The sequence below is a fragment of the Herbaspirillum sp. YR522 genome (assembly GCF_000282575.1).
Taxonomy (GTDB): Bacteria; Pseudomonadota; Gammaproteobacteria; order Burkholderiales; family Burkholderiaceae_D; genus Herbaspirillum.
The window spans coordinates 1-21,153 of record NZ_AKJA01000157.1; the positions used below are offsets into that span (position 1 = coordinate 1).

Consider the following 21,153-nt stretch of genomic DNA (forward strand, 5'->3'; position numbering starts at 1 on the left):
CCTGCCACATCGACAGGCGGGTGCCCAGCGAATTGGACAGCACCAATACCGGCGCATCGGCGGGGCCCTCGAGCGTGTAATGCAGGTGGTCCGGCACGGTCGCGCTCATGGTGCGAAGTGGACGCGGTCGACTTCGGCCTTGGGCAGGTCGGCTTGTTCACGGTGCATCGTGAAATCGAAATCGATCGAATAGAACGGTGCATCGAGTTCGTTGCTGCGGATCGCCGCCGCATCGGTGACTTGCTTCAAGGCCGGCACCAGGCCATCGCGGGTAGCAAAGGCGAAGTCGTCCCACAGGAAAGGATCGCCTTCGATGTTGATCTGCGTGGTCAGCTTGCGCATGCCGGGCGCCGAGATGAAGAAGTGGATGTGGGCCGGGCGCGTGCCATGCCGTCCCAGCAATTTCATCAACTGGTCGGTCGAGCCGCCCGGCGGCACGCTGTAACCCACCGGTACGCGCGAGCGGAAGCGATAGCGGCCATCGGCATCGGTGCGGATGCTGCGGCGCAGGTTGAACGGCGACTGGCTCGGGTCGAAGAATGAATAGCCGCCCAGGTGATTGGCGTGCCACACTTCCACCAGCGCATGGGCCACCGGCTTGCCGTCCATGTCGCGCACCTGGCCCTGCATGAACAGGACATCACCCTCCTGCGGATCCTGGTCGAGGCGGGCGAAGCCGTTTTCCTCGGGCGCGCCGGCGACATACAACGGTCCTTCGATGGTGCGCGGGGTGCCGCCGGTGACGCCGGCCCGGGCTTCGGCCTCGTCGCTGCGCAGGTCAAGGAAATGCTCCAGCCCCAGGCCGGCTGCGATCAGGCCATACTCGCCGTTGCGGCCGGCATCGGTCAGGTAGGCCATGGCCGACCAGAACTCTTCGGGCTGTACGTCGAAGTCTTCGATGGTATGGAACAGGTCGTGCACGATGCGGTTGACGATCTGTTGCACGCGGCTGGCGGGCTGGCCGGAATCGGCGCCCTGTATCTTGCGCAGTACTGCGTCGATAGCTTGCTTGTCCATGCTGGTCTCTCTCTCTTTCTCTCTTGGTATGGGTGCTGCCGGTGACGCCTGGTCACCCGGTAAGTCAGGGCTTAACGGTCGTCCTCATGGATCGAAGAAGGGTGGCGGCACAGCGCTTGCACCTCGATCTTCATGTACGGGAACAGCGGCAGGCCGGTCAGCAGGTCGTGCAGCTCCGCGGCACCGGCCACATCGAAGATGCTGACATTGGCATAGCGGCCGGCCACGCGCCAGAGATGGCGCCACTTGCCTTCATGTTGCAGTCGCTGGGCCAGCTCGCGCTCGGCGCTCTTGAGGGCGTCGGCACTTTCCTTGGGCATGGTGTGCGGCAGTTGCACGTCCATCGTTACTTTGAACAGCATGCGGATCTCCTCATTGAAACGTTACGGTTCACCGGTGGCGGTCGCGCCGCAGGTGATTGATGCGATCTTCGTCGAGCGTGATGCCCAGGCCCGGGCCGGTGGGCAGGGTCAGCGAAAAATCCTGGTAGCGCAGCGGTTCGGTCAGGATTTCCTCGGTCAGCAGCAATGGGCCGAACAGCTCGGTGCCCCACGCCAGGTTCGGCAAGCCGGCGAACAGCTGGGCCGATGCCATGGTGCCAACGGCGCCTTCCAGCATGGTGCCGCCGTACAGGTCGATGCGGGCGGCGTCGGCAATGGCCGCCACCGCTTGTGCGCCGGCCAGGCCGCCGGATTGGTTGATCTTGACTGCGAACACGTCGGCGGCCGCATGATGGGCCACCCTAAAGGCATCGCCCGGGCCATGCAGGACTTCATCGGCCATCAGCGCCACGCGGTTCTTGCTGCGCAGGCGCGCCATGCCTTCGATGTTGGCGGCCGCGATCGGTTGTTCCACCAGGTCGCAACCGGCATCTTCCAGCAGCCGCATGCCAAGCATGGCGTCGGCTTCGCTCCAGGCCATGTTGACATCGACCCGCACACTGGCACGCGTGCCCACGGCACGCTTGATGGCAGCCACATGGGCGGCGTCCTCGCGCACCGTGCGCGAGCCGATCTTGAGCTTGAAGATGTCATGGCGGCGCTGCGCCAGCATCTTCTCGGCTTCCTCGATGTCGCGCGCGGTATCGCCCGAGGCCAGGGTCCAGGCGATCGGCAGCGCATCACGCACGCGCCCGCCGAACAGCGTCGACAGCGGCACGCCCAGGCGCCTGGCCTGGGCATCGTAGAGCGCGGTCTCGATGGCGCACTTGGCAAAGCGGTTGCCCTGTACATGGCGTCCCACCAGTTGCATGCGCGCCGCGACCTGGGTGGCGTCCTGTGCCTTGAGCAGTGGCGTGATGTAGGTGTCGATGTTGACCTTGATGCTCTCGGGACTCTCTTCGCCATAGGCCAGGCCACCGATGGTGGTGGCCTCGCCCAGGCCGGTGATGCCGTCGGCGCCGGTGATGCGCACCAGCACCAGTGTCTGGCGATACATGGTCGCCATGGACAACTTGTGCGGGCGGATGGTAGGGACATCCAGCAGGATGACCTCGACTTGTTCGATGGCAATGGCGGATTGGGTCATGGCAGTCTTTGGTAACGATGACCGATCTTAGTGATGACGATCGGGTCCTGTCCAAGACCGATGACGGCGGGGTCCATACCTTCCAGGTATATTACGTCAAGCTGCGGTGGACTCCGGTTCCTCGCGACCGAACATCTCGGCCAGCGTATTGCGCAGCCAGGCGATTCCTGGGTCCGACGCAAAGCGGGTGTGGGTGTGCAGCCGCACCGGAATGCGCGGCATCGGCAGCGGCAGGTCGAGCAACACGCAATCGCGCGCCAGGTTGACCTGTTCGGCGATGCTGCGCGGCAGGATCAATGCCAGGTCGGTCTTGCGCACGATCTGCGGCGCCACCGTGAAGTGCGGAATGCGCAGGGCGATGTCGCGCCGGATGCCGGCCTTGCGAAACACATCCTCGGCCAGCTTGTGGCCGGTGGTGTTGGTGGCGGTGTAGACGTAGCGCAATTGGGTCAGCGTTTCCATGGTCAGCGGCGCCCCTGCCAGCGGGTGGGCGCGGCGCAGCATGCAGATGTATTCGTCGTACAGCACGGTCTGGCTCACGCAGTCGTCCGACAGCCCCGGCAGGTAACCGAAGGCCAGGTCGATATCGCCGTTGCGCATGGCCGCGCTCAATGCCTCGATCGGCATCTGTTCCACCTCGAACGACACCCGCGGCGCGGTATGCGCCAGCTCTTCCATGAGCAGCGGCAACACATGTGCCGACGACATGTCCGACATCACCATGCGAAAGGTGCGGCTGGCCGTGGCGGGGTCGAAGTGGGCATGGTCCTGCAGCGCATCGTGGATGATCGTGAGCGCATTGGCGATCGGCGTATGCAGGCGCAGCGCGGCGTCGGTGGGCACCATGGCCGTAGGCGTGCGCACGAACAGCGGGTCGTCGAACATCTCGCGCAGGCGGCGCAGGGCGTGGCTTACCGCCGGTTGCGTCAGGTGCAGGCGCTCGGCAGCGGTGGTGAGGCTGCGCTCTTCCCAGATCGCGATAAAGGTCTTGAGCAGGTTCAGATCGACCGTGGCGATATTCATTTGTTTCATGCAGAACATTCCCGACAATCATTTGACGGCGAAATTGCGGAGGCACTATCGTTGTTCATGACGGTGCGCCAGGGGTGTTGCTGGTACGGTTCAAGCAATCGTTGTGCCTGATGTCTCCTGACACGCCGCCGGCTGTTGCAGCGGGCGCATCACCTTGTATTTGATTTTCATCTGCGCCGGATAAGCTGCCCTTATGCGGCTTGCCGGCCCCCGCGAGGACCTGCTGGCAGAAGCGCCGAGCATAACGCCGTGGCGCGCGTACTGTCACTTGAATTTTTTATGGGCATCATCATGCAAACCGAATTTCGCAACGCCATGGCGCGCCTGTCGGCCGCCGTCAATATCGTCACCACCGATGGTCCGGCGGGACGCGCCGCGATGACCGTCAGCGCCGTGACTTCGGTCTCGGACAGTCCGGCCATGCTGCTGGTGTGCATCAATCTCAAGAGCGCCGCGCAGCCGGTATTGCTGGCCAACGGTCGGCTGTGCGTCAACATCCTGGCGGCCCGTCACGAACAGCTGGCGCGCCAGGTCGCCGGCATGACCGGACTCACCCCGGCCGAGCGGATGGCCCAGGTGCAATGGCGCACCGGTGAGCATGGCCAGCCGACCCTGCCGGATGCGCTGGCCGTGCTCGAAGGCGACATCGTGCACGAACAACGGGCCGGTTCGCACTGCGTGCTGTTCGTCGAGTTGCGTCATATCCGCCTGGCCGATACGGCCGAGGATGGCCTGGCTTACTTCGAGCGGCAGTTCCATCGCATTGCAGCCCCGCAGGTAGCGGCAGCAGCCTGAGACGAGGCCGTCTCAGGGCAGCAGGATCGACAGGTCCTGCGCGCGGCGCAACAGCACCGGCAGGAATTGGCCTTCCATCTGCTGGCGCGACACCCGCGCCGCCTGTGCGCCCACGTTGAGCGCGGCCACCACGTTGCCGGACGCACCGCGTACCGGCACTGCGATCGAGCGCAGGCCGATTTCCAGCTCCTGGTCGTTGAGCGCATAGCCGTCGCGGCCGATGCCGGCCAGTATCTCGCGCAGGCGTCGCTGCGACACCACGGTGTTATCGGTAAACGCACGCAGCTTGACGCGGGCCAAGTAGGCATCCAGTTCCTCGGCCGGCATCGCCGCCAGCAGCACCCGCCCCAGCGAGGTGCAATAGGCCGGCAACCGGCTGCCGGTGTTGAGCGCCACCGACATCACGCGCGACGTCGCCGAGCGCGCCACATACAGCACCTCGTCTTCATTGAGAACGGCCAGCGACGACGACTCGCCCAGTTCGCGGGTGACCTGGTTCAGGCAGGGCTGGGCCGATACCGTCAATGGCGTTGACGAAAGGTACGAGTAACCCAGCGTCAAGGTCTTCGGTCCCAGCGAGAAATAGTTGCCATCGACATCGGCATAACCCAGCGCCACGAGCGTGTGCAGGCAGCGCCGCACCGCCGCGCGTGGAATCCCGGTGCGCTGGCTGAGCTGGGCAATCGTCATGGCGCGACGCATGTCGCTGAAGGCGCGGATCACCGCCATGCCGCGCGCCAGCGACGTCATGAAGTTGGGATCGGCCATGGCATCGATCTGCTCGGCCACGCTCGGCTCGGCGGCCGTGGTCTCGGAAGTGGTGCCGGCGAGCTGGCGGCGCTTGCGCGCGGTGGTTGCGGTCATGGGATCTCCGGTGTTTGCGTTGTGCGAATTTTAACCAGGTGTTCGGCAATCGAACACATATTCGCGCCATGCATTGACGCACGGTTGGCGCGCTCGCTACACTTTTTGTGCGAATAAAGATCAATTGTGCGTTGATCGCACAATTGCCATCAATCTGCGTCAAGGCAAACCGTGATAGACAAAACCATCGCATCGCTGCAGCAGGCCGTCGCCGGCATCCAGGACGGCGCCACCATCATGATCGGTGGCTTCGGCAATGCCGGCATGCCATCGGCCCTGATCGATGCCCTGATCGACCAGGGCGCGCGCGAGCTGACCATCGTCAACAACAATGCAGGCAACGGCGAGACCGGGCTGGCGGCGTTGCTCAAGGCCCGGCGCGTCAGGAAGATCATCTGTTCGTTTCCGCGCCAGGCCGATTCGCAGGTGTTCGATGCCCTCTATCGCGCCGGTGAACTGGAACTCGAACTGACGCCGCAGGGCAACCTGGCCGAGCGCATCCGCGCCGCGGGGGCCGGCATCGGTGGCTTCTTCAGCCCTACCGGCTACGGCACCATGCTGGCCGATGGCCGCGAGACGCGCGAAATAGACGGCCGCCATTATGTGCTGGAGTCGCCCATCCACGCCGACTTCGCATTGATCAAGGCGCACCGCGGCGACCGCTGGGGCAACCTGGTGTATCGCAAGACGGCGCGCAACTTCGGTCCCATCATGGCCATGGCCGCCAAATGCGCCGTGGCACAGGTAGACCAGATCGTCGAGCTGGGCCAGCTGGACCCCGAACATATCGTCACCCCCGGCATCTTCGTGCAGCGGGTGGTGCAGGTAGCCAAGGAGGGCAACCGATGAATCGCCATACCCGAGACCAGATGGCCGCCCGCGTGGCGCGCGACATCCCCGAAGGCGCCTACGTCAATCTCGGTATCGGCTTGCCCACCAAGGTGGCCGACTACCTGCCGGCCGACAAGGAGATCTTTCTGCACAGCGAGAATGGCTTGCTGGGCATGGGCCCGGCCCCGGCTGCGGGCGAGGAGGACGCAGACCTGATCAACGCCGGCAAGCAGTCGGTCACGCTGCTCACGGGAGGCGCCTTCTTTCACCATGCCGACTCGTTCGCCATGATGCGCGGGGGCCACCTGGATATCTGCGTGCTGGGCGCGTTCCAGGTCTCGCAGCAGGGTGACCTGGCCAACTGGCACACCGGTGCGGCCGACGCCATCCCTGCCGTGGGCGGGGCCATGGACCTGGCCATCGGTGCCAGGCAGGTGTTCGTGATGATGGAGCACCAGACCAGGGACGGGCAGAGCAAGCTGGTCCGGCACTGCACCTATCCGCTGACCGGCATCGGTTGCGTCAGCCGGATCTATACCGACCTGGCCGTGATCGACGTCACCACCACCGGTCTCGAGGTATGCGAGATGATCGACGGCCTGACGCTGGAGGCGTTGCAAGCACTGACCGACGCGCCATTGCGCCTGGCCCCTGAACGGAGAAGGCCATGAAAGACGTATTCATCTGTGACGCCATCCGCACCCCGATCGGACGCTTCGGCGGCGCCTTCAAGGAGGTACGCGCCGACGACCTGGGCGCGGTGCCGTTACGGGCATTGATGGAACGCAATCCCCAGGTCGACTGGAACGCCGTGGACGACGTGATCTACGGCTGCGCCAACCAGGCCGGCGAGGACAACCGCAACGTGGCGCGCATGTCGGCGCTGTTGGCCGGGTTGCCGCAGGAGGTGCCGGGTACCACCGTCAACCGCTTGTGCGGTTCCGGCATGGATGCCGTGGGTATCGCCGCCCGCGCCATCAAGGCCGGCGAGGCGCACCTGATGATCGCCGGCGGCGTCGAGAGCATGACGCGCGCGCCGTTCGTCATGGGCAAGGCCGAGAGTGCCTTTTCGCGCAGCGCCGCGATCCACGACACCACCATCGGCTGGCGCTTCGTCAACCCGAAGATGAAGGCCGCCTATGGTGTCGATTCGATGCCCGAGACCGGCGAGAACGTTGCCACCGACTTCGGCATCAGCCGTGCCGACCAGGACCGGTTTGCCCAACGCAGCCAGGCCAAGGCGGCCACGGCACAGGCCAATGGCGTGCTGGCGCAAGAGATCGTGGTGGTGAGCGTGGCCCAGAAGAAGGGCGATCCGGTGCTGGTCACGCAGGACGAACATCCGCGTGCCACCAGCCTGGACGCATTGGCCCGGCTCAAGGGCGTGGTCAGGCCCGACGGCACCGTCACGGCCGGCAATGCGTCCGGCGTCAACGATGGCGCCTGTGCGCTGTTGCTGGCCAGCGCCGAGGCGGTGGACAAGTACCGGCTGGCGCCGCGCGCGCGTGTGCTGGGCATGGCCACGGCCGGTGTGGCGCCGCGCATCATGGGCATCGGGCCGGCACCGGCCGTGCTCAAGCTGCTCGGCCAGCTCGGGCTGGACATCGGGCAGATGGACGTGATCGAACTCAACGAGGCGTTTGCGTCACAGGGTCTGGCGGTATTGCGGCAACTGGGCGTTGCCGACGACGACCCGCGCGTCAACGTCAATGGCGGCGCCATCGCCCTGGGCCATCCGCTGGGCATGAGTGGTGCGCGCCTGGTCACCACGGCCACCTACCAGTTGCAGCGCGGTGGCGGCCGCTATGCGCTGTGCACCATGTGCATCGGAGTCGGGCAGGGGATCGCCATGGTGATCGAAAGGGTGTGAGCAATCGACCCGGCGCGGGAGCCGGGCCGACGCTCGATGATGGGGTCAGCCGGCCCGGGTGTCGCTCCAGGACGTCGCCAGCACCGGTGCCAGGGCTTGCCGGGAATGGGTCTCCAGGACACTTCCAGCGCCCTGCGGCGGGGAGAACCCCGACATGGCCTGCACCAGTGCATCGACGTGCGCGGCGCCCATGACCTTGTCGGCGCCGAGCCGGAAGCGCGCTACCTGGTGCGCCGGTCCCAGGTACCAGTCATTGATGGTGACACCATCGGTGCCGCCTACCAAGGTCACGACCAGGTCATCGCCGCGGCGCTGGAACCACAGGTCCTGCACATCCAGGTCTGCCGAAAACTCCATCGTATCGGCGCGGGCGCGACGGTTGGAGTCGCCATGGATGAAGATCTGGTCATGGCCATCGCCGCGATCGTAGAAATAGGTATTGTCCATCAGGTGGCCGCGACCGACCAGTATGTCGTCGCCGGCGCCGCCGGCCAGGCCGCCCGAGCCCATGATGAGATCGTCGCCTTCGTCGCCGAACAGCATGTTCCAGCCGCGATCGTCGAAGATGATGTCGCGCCCGCCTTCGCCGACGATGGTGTCATTGTGGGCGCCTCCCTCGAGCGTGTCGTCGCCGCCGGTACCGGCGATGTGCAGCGCCATGCCAGCAATCCGTTGGCGGCTCCAGTGGGTACCGTCGGCGAATTCCACCGCGCCCAGCCGGGCATCCCGGTCCACGAACCAGCGCGAGACGGTCACCGCCTCGTCGTCGCCCACATCGAACTCGAGGTCGTCCCGGCGTCGTACCAGTACGATCGATGCGGGATCGATGCCGGCGCCGAAGCGCAGCACGCTGTCGCGCAGATGGGAATACCTGGTGTCGCCGACCTGCTCTCCCAGGTAGGTGACAAAGCCATCCTGCCCAATCTGGTCGCGACCGTCGCCCCGGTCGAACAGGAAGGTCCCGCTGCCCACCAGGATGTCGTTGCCGGGACCACCCCGGAAGGTGCCCGTGCCGGCAATGGTGTCGTTGCCGGCGCCACCGAGCATGAGGTTGTCGCCCATGTGGTCGTGGATCCGGTCGTTGCCTTCCCCGCCCTCGATGCGGTCGGGCCCGCTGCTTCCCCAGATATCGTCGTCGAGGCTGGTGCCGGAGATGAGCATGCGTTCCCGCGCCGGTAAGTCCGGTCCTACGAGTGGCGCGGCGATGCCGGCGGCGGCCGGGACGGGGGCGTCGGTGACGGGGCTGGTATTGCGGATATAGGTCATGGCTATCCTTCGAATCGATTGGAAGATGGATTCCCTCGCTGCTTCGCCGGTACATGTCGTGCGGCGAACGCCGATTCTTGCCGGGCGTCACCGGGCCGGGCATTTTCCGCCGCCAAGGTAGCGTCGATATCTGAAGTTATTGGAGTCGACCCCCGGGACGGGGTCGCAAGACCTGCGTCAAGCGTCGCGCCTGTCCAGCGCCCGCAGGTCGGCCCGGGTATCGACGTCGACGTGGATGCCGGCGTCGTCGACCGCTATCTCGCGCACCTGATGGGCGGCCAGGATGGTGCGTGCCCCCTGGTCGCCGCGCAAGTCCAGCAGGGCTTGGCGGTGACGTGCCGAGAACCCGACCGGATGGCCGCGGCGTCCTTGCCGCACCGGCACCGCAATGTCGGCACCGTCATGCAGGGCCTGGCACACCAGGGCAATGGTATCGCAGCGCACCATGGGCATGTCGCCCAGGGCCACCAGCCAGCCGCGCGCATCGGTATCGGTATGCAGGACGCCCTGGCGCAGCGTGGCGCTCATCTCGCGCGCCGCACCCGGCAGCGCCGTCACCACCGTGCAGCCTTGCGCGCGCAGGGCCCGCGCCAGTTGGCCATCGGTGGCCACTACCGCCACCACCGGCAGCACCCGCAGCAGCGATTGTGCCGCCACCACGGCCAGCATCTGGCCATGCTCGCCTACCGGCTGCATCAGCTTGCCTTCCATGGCGTCGAAGCGCGAGCCGCGGCCGGCGGCCAGCAGGATCGCCGTCAGGCCGGGGAATCGAGGTGTCTCGGTATGCATGCTGGTTCGCTCAAGCCGCAGCCTGGTGGGCTTCGGGCATTGGGGCGTCTTCTATTTTCGTCACGTTTTCTCTTGTATGTCGGCGCACGCGATGCGACCGAAGGGCCAGCGGTCGGCATTTGCTCTGGCAACCGGCGGCCAAGGCCTCTCGCACCGCGGCCGATTCTAGCAGCATTGTCCTGCGCCGCGCTGCGGCTGCGGGCGCAGCGGGCCATCGACGACCGCCAGCCAGCCGGGATCGCGGATCGATCCTGGCCCACGACGTGGCGACCGAGAATGCGGATGGCGGCCTTCGGGGAACGAGGCCACTATCGTCGGCGACGCAGGCGCACGGCGCCTCTCGAATCAATTTCGAAAATGACTTAAAAAATCAAAGTCGGTAACACACAAGTAAAAAACGCCCAGTATAGTTCGCCCCGTTGCTGACAAGTCGTCAGGAACCGGCTGGCATGTTTCACCCTGGGCAGTCGATCAACGGACCACAGAGTCCGTATTCATAGGGCGCACGCGATGGGAACGCGCGCCGCAATCGCCATCGATATCAGGCCTGACCTCATGCGGATCGCTCGCAGGGATGCGTGTGCGCTCGGCCAGCTCGGTCGAGATCGTATCCTCAGGCCGGATCGGGCCGCAATTTCTAACTTTCAGGAGCAATGGTCGGATTATTTCTTCTACAGGGCAGGCGGCAATTCCTTCCGTGGATAACGCCGATCCGGCTCCTGCAACAGGCACTGTCGTGCTGAAGATATCCAACATGGAGAGTGCCGGCATGCGCGGGAATCTCGATGTTCGATTGTGGTGATGCGCGTGTGAGCAATCGGCGCGCAGTCACGATTTCTAACCATCAGGAGTTATATGAACAAGAAGTTAATTGCACTGGCGCTTCTCGGACTGGGCGCATCGGCTGCAAATGCACAAGGCAGCGTCACGATCTACGGGATCGTCGACGCTGGCGTCTCGTATATGTCCAACGTGAAGAAGGCCGGTGTCAACGAGAACGGCTCGCGCTTCGGCGTGGAGTCGGGCGGCTTGTCCAGCTCGCGCATCGGATTTCGCGGGACCGAAGACCTGGGCGGCGGCCTGAAGGCACTGTTCGTGCTGGAGAATGGTTTCAACGCCGACAGCGGCGCCATGGGTTCTTCGGGCGTGTTGTTCGACCGCAAGTCGGTGGTGGGCCTGTCGGGCGGCTTCGGTACGGTGACGGTCGGCCGCCAGTCCGACTTCCTGGACGACATCGGATTCAAGTACACGTCGGCACAGACTTTCGGCCAGAATGGCCAGAAGGGGGCGCACGCCAACAACATCGACCGTACCTCGACCGGTCGTAACGATAATTCGGTGCGTTACGACACCGCCAACCTCGGTGGCTTCACCGGCAGCCTGTACTACGCCTTCGGCGAAGTCGCGGGCCAGACGTCTGCCGGCCAGGGCTATGGTATCGGTGCCAACTACGCCAATGGACCGTTCGGCATCGGCGCCGGCTATTTCCAGAGCAAGCTGGCGACCAGTTCCGCGCCCTACAGCGCAGGCGATACCAACCTGAAGACTTTCACCATCGGCACCAGCTACCAGTTTGGTCCGGCCAAGCTGTATGGTGCATGGTCGCAGGGCAAGCGCCCGACCGCGGCTAACCAGGCCGGCCGCCTGTCAGCGGTGGGCAGCGCACGCAAGGCCAATATCGTCGACCTCGGCGTGGACTACGCGTTGAGCCAGAACCTGCATCTCCTGGGCAGCGTGATCCACAGCCGCATGGACTTCAACCGCGCCGCCGGTAGCAGCTTGCCCACTTCGGGCAAGACCACCCAGTTCAACCTGGGTGTGGACTACTTCCTGTCCAAGCGCACCGACGTGTATGCAATGTGGAGCAACCTGCGTGCGAAGGACGTCGTCAATCCCGGTGTACTCAACAACGCCGGCGACTTCGCGCCGTACGACGATTCCACGCAAAACGTACTGCGTGTCGGCTTGCGTCACAAGTTCTGATGCAGGCCAGGTAGTCTTGAGGAAAGCAGTTCTTTGATGCGGCGCCACCAGCAATGGTGACGCCGCTTTTTTGCGCAGGCGACGTCATACCCCGGCACATACTTTCCCGCAAACGGCGCCTCACGGGTGGCGAATCGGTTTCGGTGGCGAAGATCCGGTCCTGACGGCCCCGGGCAATCACACGACAGGCGGTCGGCGAACTATCCGTCGGACTGCTCTTGTCTTCAAGACCGCGCCTGGCACCAGCCCACAACATACGACCTAGCTCCGCTTGGGGAAGCTCAGACTGAACACCGTCTGCCCGCCGGGAATACTGGTGACACTGGCGCTACCCTGGTGCAAGGCCATGATCGAGCGCACGATCGCCAACCCCAGGCCGCTGGACCCGCCGGAACTGCTGCGCGATGGATCGGCCCGATAGAAACGATCGAAGACGCGATCAAGCAGGTCGTCCGGTATGCCTATGCCAGGATTGGCGACGGTAATCACCGTCGCATCGTCCAGATCGCGTGCATCCACCCTGACGACACCTTGCGCAGGCGTATATCGGATTGCATTGGCGACCAGGTTACCGATCGCCCGCCGTAGCAAGATCGGATCGGCACTCATCCGGCCACTGCCACACACCACGATCTCGACCCCCGCGTCCTCGGCAATGCCTTCGAAGTACTCGCCGATCCTGATGAGCTCATCCGCCACATCCAGTTGCCGGATCTGCAATGCGACATGGGCGTTATCGGCCCGGGCCAGGAACAGCATGCTCTCCATCATCCGGGAGAGCCGCTCATACTCTTCGATATTGGAACTCAGTAGCGCCTGGTACTCGTCGACGCCACGCGGTTTTCCCAGCGCGACCTGGGTTTGCACCATCAGGTTGTTGACCGGGGTGCGCAGATCATGGGCCAGGTCCGCCGAAAAGCGGCTCAGTTGCTCGAAGCTGCGATGCAAGCGGTCAAGCATCGCATTGAACGATTCGACGATCTCATGCAGTTCCCGCGGTGCGGATCGGATATCGAGCCGGGTATCGAGGCGGTTGGCCGATATCGCGTGGGTCTGGGCGGCCATCGACTGCAGCGGTCGCAGCCCACTGCGCACCAGGAAAAAACTCAGCAAGGTGGCAAGCAAGGTACCGACACCGGCCGCGTACCAGACCTCGGAGCGATACGCTGCCAGCAATTGCATCCGGTCGGAGCCTGCACGCGCCACGGTGACGGTGGCTTCCTGGCCCGAGCGGGTCGTTGCCTTGCTGACGATGAAGCGCACCGCTCCCGAAGCGAGCTGCCGGGATTGGATGAGATCCGGCTGCGGCCCATGGCGCATGTCCGGCTCCAGTTGGGCGATGTCAGCAGGGCGCTCGCTGCTGACGACGTCAAGGCCGGTCGAATCGCTGATCATCACCAGGAGTTGGTCATGACCCCTGATCGTGTCGAGCAACGCGTGACTGTTATCCCGGATGGCCTGCAGCGAACGTGCTTCCTGTATCAGATGGGCGATCGAGCGACTCTTTCCGAGCAGTTCCTCATCATCGCGCCGCTCCAGCTGGACATGCAGGGAGTGGTAGAGATAGCTGCCGACGCCGGCGAACGTGATGATCGACACCAATGCGAACAAAGCCATCAGCCGCGAGGTCATCGACGCGGTACCGCGCGGCTTCAATTCCTGGCCTCGAAGACGTAACCCATGCCCCAGACGGTATGGACCAGCTTGCTGTCGAAGTCGTCGTCGAGCTTGGCGCGCAGGCGCCGCACGGCCACGTCGACCACGTTGGTATCGCTATCAAAATTCATGTCCCATACCTGCGACGCGATCTGGGGGCGCGACAGCACCTCCCCCGGCCGCCGGACCAGCATATGGAGCAACGCGAACTCCTTGGCGGTCAGGTCGATCCGTTGACCCGCGCGGCTTACCTTGCGCCTTAATACATCCACGCTCACGTCACCGTATTCGATCACATCGGCTTCACGGATGGGGCCGCGGCGCAGCAGCGTCCTTGCCCGCGCCAGCAGTTCCGTGAAGGCGAACGGCTTGACCAGGTAGTCGTCGGCACCCAGCTCAAGGCCCTTGACCCGATCTTCCACTTCATCGCGGGCGGTGAGAAACAGTACAGGCGTATCGTGCGTGCGGCGCAGTTCGCGCAGGATCTCCCAGCCATTCATGCCCGGCAGCATGACATCCAGGATGACCAATTGGTAATCCAGTGTCTGTGCGTGATGCAAGCCGTCCACCCCGGTGCGGACCCAGTCGACGACAAAACCCGACTCCGCCAGGCCGCGGCGCAGATAGTCGCCGGATTTCGGTTCGTCTTCTACCAACAAGATATGCATATCCAGGTTCCCATCGAATACACCGCATTCTGATCGAGTCGTCGGCTTCATTCATTACAACTCTGTAATCACCAGGCAATCCTTCTGTACGGCCTTGTGTCCTAGACTTCATTGCAACGATGCGCCGGATATCGAATCGACTGCCGCCAGCGCCTGGTACGGGGCAGGTCCTCGCACTGCCTGCCGGATCGCGGCGCAGGCTCGGGCGCACCGCAAGCCTACCCGACTTTAACCTCATCGCCACCGTTGGCATGGACTGGAAGTTATAATCAATTCATCATGCGTGCCCTGATCATTTTCCTAGCCTTGTTGTTGCCGCTGCAGCTCTCCTGGGCTGCGATGGCGGGCTATTGCCAAACGGAAAATGCGCTCGCGCCGCTCCACCCGGGGCACCACGAGCATCCTTCCCTCCAGGCGCAACAGCCCACCGGCTCCGATGGCGCGAGCGTCGGCGACAACGATATCGGTTGTTCCGTGTGCCACTTCTCCTGCATGAAATCGGTACAGTGCTACGGCACGGCGCTACTCGCGCCGGTGACCGCCGGGACCGGGAATACGGCAGCGTATTCGGCACATCCCGCCTCCCACATCGCCGACGGGCCCGACAAGCCCAATTGGTTGCTCGCCGCCTGACTCGGCGAGGACATCCACATCCACCTGACCTCGCCGGATTCCCCTTAATTCACCGGAGAATTCGATGTATCGGCACAGCTTTTCGCTGGCGCTGGCCCTGCTTGCGGCCAGCCCCGGCCACGCGCAGTCCACTGCGCCCGCAACCACGCAGCAAGACCAGGATTCCAGCGTTTCGGTCATGGCCAGGGAGCCAGCGCCGTTGTCGCTGCCGGCAGCCATTGCCCTGGCCTATGACCGGAACAGGACGCTGGCGGCGGCCCGCAAGGAAATCGAGGCAGTAGAAGCCACCATCATCCAGGCGGGAGCGCGGCCCAATCCGGAGTTCTCGGCCTTGCTGGAAGATACCCGCAAGTCATCCAGGACCACCACCTACCAGATCACCCAGCCCATCGAACTGGGCGGAAAACGCAGTGCCCGTATCGAGGCGGCACGGCGCGCGCTGGACATGGCCTTGCTCGACTACGCCGCCAAGCGGGTCGAGATCCGTGCCGGGCTTACCGCCTCCTATTACGACGCGATGATCGCCATGGAGCGGCAGCGACTGGCCAAGGAACTGCTGGGCCTGGCCAGTACGTCTTCCGGGATGACGGCGCGCCGGGTCACGGCCGGCAAGATATCGCCGGTCGAACAGACCAAGGCACAGGTCGCCGAGGCCAGCGCGCAGCTGGAGTTGAACCAGGCCGACAGTGAACTGGCGCTGGCGCACAGGAGGCTGGCGACCTTCTGGGGGGCAGTCGGCAACGATTTCCAGCTCACCGATGGCGCCCTCGAATCCATTCCGGAGTTGCCGGCGATTGCCCAGTTGACCGAAAAGGTCGCCGTCGGTCCTGCCGTGCGGTTGGCACAGCTCGAAGTCGAACGGCGGCGGGCCCTGGCCAGGATCGAAAGCAGCAAGCGCATCCCGGACCTGAACCTGGCCTTGGGCAACAAGCGCGATGAGTCGGCCGCGAGAAACATGTGGGTCGTCGGTTTCTCGGTGCCGATCCCGGTCTTCGACAGCAACCGGGGCAATGAACTGGAGGCCCTCAAGCGGGTGGACATCGCGCGCGACGAGTTGTCCCTGGTCGAATTGAACATGCAGAGCGAGGCCGCGCAGAGCTACGAACGCCTGCGCAATGCAAGACATGAAGCTGCCGCCTTGCGTGACCGGATCGTGCCTGCCGCGCAAGGTGCCTACCAGGCCGCGCGCACCGGCTTCGAGCTGGGCAAGTTCGGCTTTCTCGACGTCCTCGACGCGCAGCGCACGTATTTCCAGGCAAAGGCACAGTACTGGAAGGCGCTGTCGATCGCATTCCAGGCCGCCGCCGACCTTGAGCGTCTGGCCGGCGCCGAGACCCCATCAGCCAAGTGAGATCAAACATGACCAACAAGCAAAAGCTCGCCATCGCGGCGATCATCGCCGTCGCAGCGCTGTTGTCGGGCGTCATCCTGACGAAGGGTGGAAGTGTTGCCGGGGGCGCCGAGAAATCATCGGCACACCGGCATGAAGGCAGTCATCAGGACCAGGAACACCACGGTGAAGACAAGGCGGATTCGCACAAGGACCCGGATGAGCACGGGGATGGAGAGCATCACGGTGCGGCACCATCCAAGGGGCCACACGGTGGCGTCCTGTACCAGCAAGGCGCGTCGTCCATGGAAGTCCTGCTGAGTGAAAGCGACGGCGCCCTGGTCGTCTATCCCTACTGGCAGGACCAGCCCGTTGCTCCGTCGTCGGTGAACTTGGACGCGACGCTCCAGCGCCCCGGGAAGGCACCCGAAACCTTGGCATTGCGGATCGAAAAGGATGCCCTGAAGGCGACCAGCGCCATCGAGGAGCCCCATCTTTTCGATATCAGGTTCTCGGCCAAGGCTGCCGGTGGCACCCACCAATTCACGTTCTCCAAGGAAGAAGGAAAGATCGAGCTGAACCAGGCGCAGATAGCCGCTGCGGGTATCCAGGTCAAGCCCGCCGGCGCATTGAAGATGAACAGCAGCCTGCAACTGCCCGGAGAAATCCGCTTCAATGCAGACCGCACCGCTCACGTGGTGCCACAGGTCGCCGGCATCGTCGAATCGGTTTCCGCCAACCTGGGCCAGAAGGTCAGGAAAGGACAGGTGCTGGCGGTGATCAATAGCAGCGCCGTGTCCGAGCAGCGTGCCGAGCTGCTCAATGCCGAACAGCGACTGGCATTGGCCAGGACCGCCTACCAGCGTGAGAAGAACCTGTGGGAGCAGAAGATCTCCGCCGAACAGGATTACCTGCAGGCACAGGTGACATTGCGCGAGGCAGAGGTCGCGCTGCGCAATGCGCAGCAGAAACTGCGCGCCATCGGTGCCACCCGGTCCTCGGGCGCCCTCAACCGCTACGAGATCCGGGCGCCGTTCGACGGCACCGTGGTCGAGAAGCACCTGGGGCTGGGGGAGGCGGTACGCGAGGATGCCAACGCATTCCTGATTGCCGACCTGTCCACGGTCTGGGCCGAGATCATCGTTTCACCCAAGGATATGCAGAGGGTCAGGGTCGGTGAAAAGGTAGTGGTGCGTGCCACCGCCTTCGACGCCAAGGCCGACGCCACGATCTCCTTCGTCGGTGCATTGATCGGCGAACAGACCAGGACGGCCAGGGCGCATGTGGTATTGCCCAATCCCGATGACAGCTGGCGCCCCGGACTGTTCGTGTCGGTCGAGGTGGTATCGGATGCCGCGCAAGTCCCGGTGGCGGTGGCGGCCGACGCCATCCAGACGGTCGACGGCAAGAGCGTGGTCTTCGTTCGCATCCCGGGCGGCTTCGCCGCACAGGAGGTCACGACCGGACGGACCAACGGCAAGTTCGTCGAAATCAGGTCCGGCCTGGACGCCGGTTCCGACTACGCCGCCACCGGCAGCTTCGCCATCAAGGCCGAGCTGGGCAAGGGTTCGGCCGAGCATAGCCATTAATCGCGGCGACTTCGAGAAAGACGACAATCATGTTTGAACGAATCATACGCTTGGCCATCGAGCATCGATGGCTGGTCCTGCTGGCGGCGCTTGCGATGGGCGCCTATGGCGTCTACAGCTACCAGAAACTGCCCATCGATGCGGTTCCCGATATCACCAACGTGCAGGTCCAGATCAACACGGCGGCCCCCGGCTATTCGCCGCTGGAAACCGAACAGCGCATCAGCTATCCGATCGAGACCGTGATGTCCGGCCTGCCGCACCTGGAGCAGGTGCGCTCACTGTCGCGCTATGGCTTGTCGCAGGTGACGGTCATCTTCAAGGATGGCACCGACATCTACTTCGCACGGCAACTGGTCAATGAGCGTATCCAGCAGGCCAGAAGCCAGCTTCCCACCGGGATCGACCCCGGCATGGGGCCCATTTCCACCGGGCTCGGTGAAATCTACCTGTGGACGGTCGAGGCCAGGGACGATGCGCGCAAGGCCGACGGTACACCCTATACGGCGACCGACCTGCGCGAAATCCAGGATTGGGTGATCAAGCCGCAGCTTCGCCTGGTGCCGGGCGTGACCGAGATCAATACCATCGGCGGCTTCGCCAAGGAGTACCTGGTCGCCCCTTCGGCCGAAAAACTGGCCTCCTACGGCATGACCATGGACACGGTGGTCAAGGCACTGGAAAAGAACAACAACAACGTCGGCGCCGGTTACATCGAACGCAACGGCGAGCAGTACCTGATCCGCGCCCCGGGCCAGGTCGCATCGGCCGACGATATCGGTAGCATCGTCCTGGCCAACGTCCAGGGTGTGCCGATCCGGGTACGCGACGTGGCCGAGGTCGGTATCGGCCCGGAGCTGCGTACCGGGGCGGCCACCGAGAATGGCCGCGAAGTGGTGCTCGGCACGGTCTTCATGCTGATCGGCGAGAACAGCCGCAAGGTATCGCAGGCGGTGGACCGGAAGATGGTGGAAATCAACCGTTCGTTACCCGATGGCGTCGAGGCCGTTACCGTGTACGACCGGACCATCCTGGTCGACAAGGCGATCGCGACCGTCAAGAAGAACCTGGTCGAGGGCGCCCTGCTGGTGATCGCGGTGCTGTTCGTCTTCCTCGGCAACATCCGGGCGGCCATCATCACCGCGGCCGTGATCCCGTTGGCGATGCTTTTCACGTTCACGGGCATGGTGTCCAACAAGGTCAGCGCCAACCTGCTCAGCCTGGGGGCGCTGGATTTCGGCATCATCATCGATGGCGCAGTGGTGATCGTGGAAAACTGCGTCAGGCGGCTGGCCCATGCGCAGCAAGGACATGGCCGCACGCTGACCCGCGACGAACGCTTCGACGAGGTATTCGCCGCCGCCCGGGAAGCGCGCCGGCCACTGTTGTTCGGCCAGCTGATCATCATGATCGTGTATCTGCCGATGTTCGCCCTGACCGGTGTGGAAGGGAAGATGTTCACTCCCATGGCGTTCACCGTGGTCACTGCCCTGGTCGGTGCCATGATCCTGTCGGTGACCTTCATTCCCGCGGCCATCGCGTTGTTCATCGGCGAGCGGGTGGCGGAAAAGGAGAACTTCATGATGCTGCGGGCCAAGCGCCTCTACGAGCCGGCGCTGAAGGTGATCATGCGCAACAAGCCGGTGGTCCTCACCTTTTCCGGTGCCTTGATCATCGTATGCGCTGTGCTGGCCACCCGACTGGGTACGGAATTCGTCCCGAGTCTCAACGAGGGCGACATGGCGCTCCAGGCATTGCGGATTCCCGGCACCAGCCTGACGCAATCGGTGCAGATGCAACAGCAGATCGAGCACACCCTGAAGCAGAAATTCCCGGAGGTGGAACGGGTGTTTGCACGCACCGGTACTGCGGAGGTGGCATCCGACCCGATGCCGCCCAACATTTCGGATGGCTACATCATGTTGAAGCCGCAAGACCAATGGCCCAAGCCGCAGAAGACGCATGCGCAACTGCTGGCCGCGATCCAGGAGGAGGTGACGAAGATTCCGGGCAACAACTACGAATTCTCGCAGCCGATCCAGCTGCGCTTCAACGAATTGATCTCGGGCATACGCAGCGACGTCGCGGTGAAGGTCTTCGGCGACGACATGGATACGCTCAATGACACCGCCGCGAAGATCTCGGCGGTGCTGGAGAAGATCCCCGGTGCGACCGAAGTGAAGATCGAGCAGACCACCGGCCTGCCGATGCTCACGGTCGATATCGATCGCCAGAAGACCTCCAGGTACGGACTGAACGTGTCCGATATCCAGGACACGATCGCTACCGCCATTGGCGGCAAGGACGCGGGAACCCTGTTCCAGGGCGACAGGCGATTCGGCATCGTGGTGCGATTGCCCGAGAGCGCACGCGCCGACCTCGAGGCCATTCGCCGCTTGCCGCTGGCGCTGCCATTGCAAGAGGGCACGACCAGGACCAGCTACGTCCCGCTGGGGGAGGTGGCCTCGCTCGATGTTGCACCAGGACCTAACCAGGTAAGCCGGGAAGACGGCAAGCGACGTATCGTGGTGAGCGCCAACGTTCGCGGCCGGGACCTGGGATCGTTCGTGGCCGATGCCCAACGACAGCTGCAATCGCAGGTGAAGATCCCGACCGGTTACTGGACCACCTGGGGCGGGCAATTCGAGAACCTGCAGTCGGCCACCCAGCGCCTGCAGATCGTGATTCCGGTCGCCCTGCTGATGGTGTTCTTGCTCTTGTTCGCCATGTTCAACAACGTCAAGGATGGCATGCTGGTGTTTACCGGTATCCCGTTTGCGCTGACGGGCGGCATCCTGGCCCTGGCGCTGCGCGACATTCCGATGTCGATCTCGGCGGCGGTCGGTTTCATCGCATTGTCGGGGGTGGCGGTGCTCAATGGCCTGGTGATGATTTCGTTCATCCGCAGCCTGCGCGAAGAAGGGCGCTCGCTGGATGACGCCATCCACGAAGGCGCCATGACGCGCTTGCGCCCGGTCCTGATGACGGCCCTGGTGGCCTCGCTCGGTTTCGTACCGATGGCGCTGGCCACGGGCACCGGTGCCGAGGTGCAGCGCCCACTGGCCACCGTGGTCATCGGCGGCATCCTTTCGTCGACCGCCCTGACATTGCTGGTGTTGCCGTTGCTGTACAAACTGGCACACGCCGGCGACGAGAACCCGCGGCCCGGCACGAACGGATCCGGCCGGCGATTCTGGAAGTTCCGCGGCCGGCGCCTGCCGGAGTCGGCGACCTAGGCCTGGGCGAGGGCCACCTGCCACGGCGCCGCCAGCGAAGGTGGCGCCATTTTTTTTAGGGGCGGCA

At 64.1% G+C, this 21,153-nt stretch carries 18 protein-coding genes and 1 pseudogene; 9 read left to right on the forward strand and 10 right to left on the reverse strand.

What is annotated here, in order from left to right:
- From PMI40_RS24645 to PMI40_RS22055, 5 genes and pseudogenes are all read right to left on the reverse strand, one after another.
- Positions 1-109 (reverse strand): annotated as a pseudogene (locus PMI40_RS24645) (3-oxoadipate enol-lactonase); the annotation flags it as partial.
- On the reverse strand, positions 106-1,017 hold the full coding sequence (gene catA, locus PMI40_RS22040) for a catechol 1,2-dioxygenase (RefSeq protein ID WP_008120084.1): 912 nt from the start codon (positions 1,015-1,017) through the stop codon (positions 106-108). The gene catA and the pseudogene PMI40_RS24645, both read right to left, overlap by 4 nt.
- A gap of 71 nt (positions 1,018-1,088) precedes the next feature.
- Entirely contained in the window at positions 1,089-1,379 is a 291-nt protein-coding gene (gene catC, locus PMI40_RS22045; protein ID WP_008120086.1) for a muconolactone Delta-isomerase, read from the reverse strand.
- 28 nt (positions 1,380-1,407) lie between these two features.
- A complete protein-coding gene (locus PMI40_RS22050) occupies positions 1,408-2,544 on the reverse strand; it encodes a muconate/chloromuconate family cycloisomerase (RefSeq protein WP_008120088.1) in 1,137 nt (378 codons plus the stop codon).
- Positions 2,545-2,640: 96 nt separating this feature from the next.
- Positions 2,641-3,576, reverse strand: a complete 936-nt coding sequence (locus tag PMI40_RS22055) for a LysR family transcriptional regulator (protein WP_008120089.1) — start codon at positions 3,574-3,576, stop codon at positions 2,641-2,643.
- Positions 3,577-3,867: 291 nt separating this feature from the next.
- On the opposite strand from PMI40_RS22055, the gene PMI40_RS22060 reads away from it, so the two are divergent.
- Complete coding sequence (locus PMI40_RS22060) at positions 3,868-4,371, forward strand: flavin reductase (RefSeq protein WP_040502689.1); 504 nt, start codon at positions 3,868-3,870, stop codon at positions 4,369-4,371.
- 12 nt (positions 4,372-4,383) lie between these two features.
- On the opposite strand, the gene PMI40_RS22065 is transcribed toward PMI40_RS22060, so the two are convergent.
- Positions 4,384-5,235 carry an IclR family transcriptional regulator C-terminal domain-containing protein gene (locus PMI40_RS22065; protein WP_008120094.1) on the reverse strand — a complete coding sequence of 284 codons (852 nt, stop codon included), beginning with the start codon at positions 5,233-5,235 and terminating at the stop codon, positions 4,384-4,386.
- A gap of 171 nt (positions 5,236-5,406) precedes the next feature.
- On the opposite strand from PMI40_RS22065, the gene PMI40_RS22070 reads away from it, so the two are divergent.
- From PMI40_RS22070 to pcaF, 3 genes are read left to right on the forward strand one after another with little or no spacing between them, the layout of a single operon-like run.
- Complete coding sequence (locus PMI40_RS22070; RefSeq protein WP_008120097.1) at positions 5,407-6,084, forward strand: 3-oxoacid CoA-transferase subunit A; 678 nt, start codon at positions 5,407-5,409, stop codon at positions 6,082-6,084.
- Positions 6,081-6,737: a 3-oxoacid CoA-transferase subunit B gene (locus PMI40_RS22075; RefSeq protein WP_008120099.1), complete on the forward strand. Its 657-nt coding sequence runs from the start codon at positions 6,081-6,083 to the stop codon at positions 6,735-6,737. The genes PMI40_RS22070 and PMI40_RS22075 overlap by 4 nt, the downstream gene beginning before the upstream one ends.
- Positions 6,734-7,936 (forward strand): 3-oxoadipyl-CoA thiolase, encoded by a 1,203-nt coding sequence (gene pcaF / locus PMI40_RS22080; RefSeq protein ID WP_008120101.1) that lies wholly within the window; start codon positions 6,734-6,736, stop codon positions 7,934-7,936. Before PMI40_RS22075 ends, pcaF begins: the two co-directional genes overlap by 4 nt.
- 45 nt (positions 7,937-7,981) lie before the next feature.
- Here pcaF and PMI40_RS22085 read toward each other — a convergent pair whose 3' ends face one another.
- Together PMI40_RS22085 and PMI40_RS22090 are read right to left on the reverse strand one after the other, a co-directional pair.
- Positions 7,982-9,202 carry a calcium-binding protein gene (locus PMI40_RS22085; RefSeq protein WP_008120104.1) on the reverse strand — a complete coding sequence of 407 codons (1,221 nt, stop codon included), beginning with the start codon at positions 9,200-9,202 and terminating at the stop codon, positions 7,982-7,984.
- A 177-nt stretch (positions 9,203-9,379) separates the two neighbouring features.
- Positions 9,380-9,991: an NTP transferase domain-containing protein gene (locus PMI40_RS22090; RefSeq protein WP_008120106.1), complete on the reverse strand. Its 612-nt coding sequence runs from the start codon at positions 9,989-9,991 to the stop codon at positions 9,380-9,382.
- Positions 9,992-10,846: 855 nt separating this feature from the next.
- Here PMI40_RS22090 and PMI40_RS22100 point away from each other — a divergent pair.
- Entirely contained in the window at positions 10,847-11,974 is a 1,128-nt protein-coding gene (locus PMI40_RS22100; protein ID WP_008120108.1) for a porin, read from the forward strand.
- A 261-nt stretch (positions 11,975-12,235) separates the two neighbouring features.
- On the opposite strand, the gene PMI40_RS22105 is transcribed toward PMI40_RS22100, so the two are convergent.
- A complete protein-coding gene (locus tag PMI40_RS22105; protein ID WP_040502691.1) occupies positions 12,236-13,606 on the reverse strand; it encodes a heavy metal sensor histidine kinase in 1,371 nt (456 codons plus the stop codon).
- Positions 13,607-13,626: 20 nt separating this feature from the next.
- The gene (locus PMI40_RS22110) at positions 13,627-14,298 is read right to left on the reverse strand and encodes a heavy metal response regulator transcription factor (RefSeq protein WP_008120112.1); all 672 of its coding nucleotides are present in this window, start codon (positions 14,296-14,298) and stop codon (positions 13,627-13,629) included.
- Between the two features lie 279 nt (positions 14,299-14,577).
- Between PMI40_RS22110 and PMI40_RS22115 the strand changes: the two genes are divergently transcribed.
- From PMI40_RS22115 to PMI40_RS22130, 4 genes are all read left to right on the forward strand, one after another.
- Positions 14,578-14,931, forward strand: a complete 354-nt coding sequence (locus PMI40_RS22115) for a hypothetical protein (protein ID WP_008120113.1) — start codon at positions 14,578-14,580, stop codon at positions 14,929-14,931.
- Between the two features lie 64 nt (positions 14,932-14,995).
- Complete coding sequence (locus PMI40_RS22120; protein WP_008120115.1) at positions 14,996-16,282, forward strand: TolC family protein; 1,287 nt, start codon at positions 14,996-14,998, stop codon at positions 16,280-16,282.
- Between the two features lie 8 nt (positions 16,283-16,290).
- Positions 16,291-17,850: an efflux RND transporter periplasmic adaptor subunit gene (locus PMI40_RS22125; protein WP_008120116.1), complete on the forward strand. Its 1,560-nt coding sequence runs from the start codon at positions 16,291-16,293 to the stop codon at positions 17,848-17,850.
- 29 nt (positions 17,851-17,879) lie between these two features.
- Positions 17,880-21,086, forward strand: coding sequence for a CusA/CzcA family heavy metal efflux RND transporter (locus PMI40_RS22130; protein ID WP_008120118.1), 3,207 nt, complete (start codon positions 17,880-17,882; stop codon positions 21,084-21,086).
- The last annotated feature ends 67 nt before the right edge of the window (positions 21,087-21,153 follow it).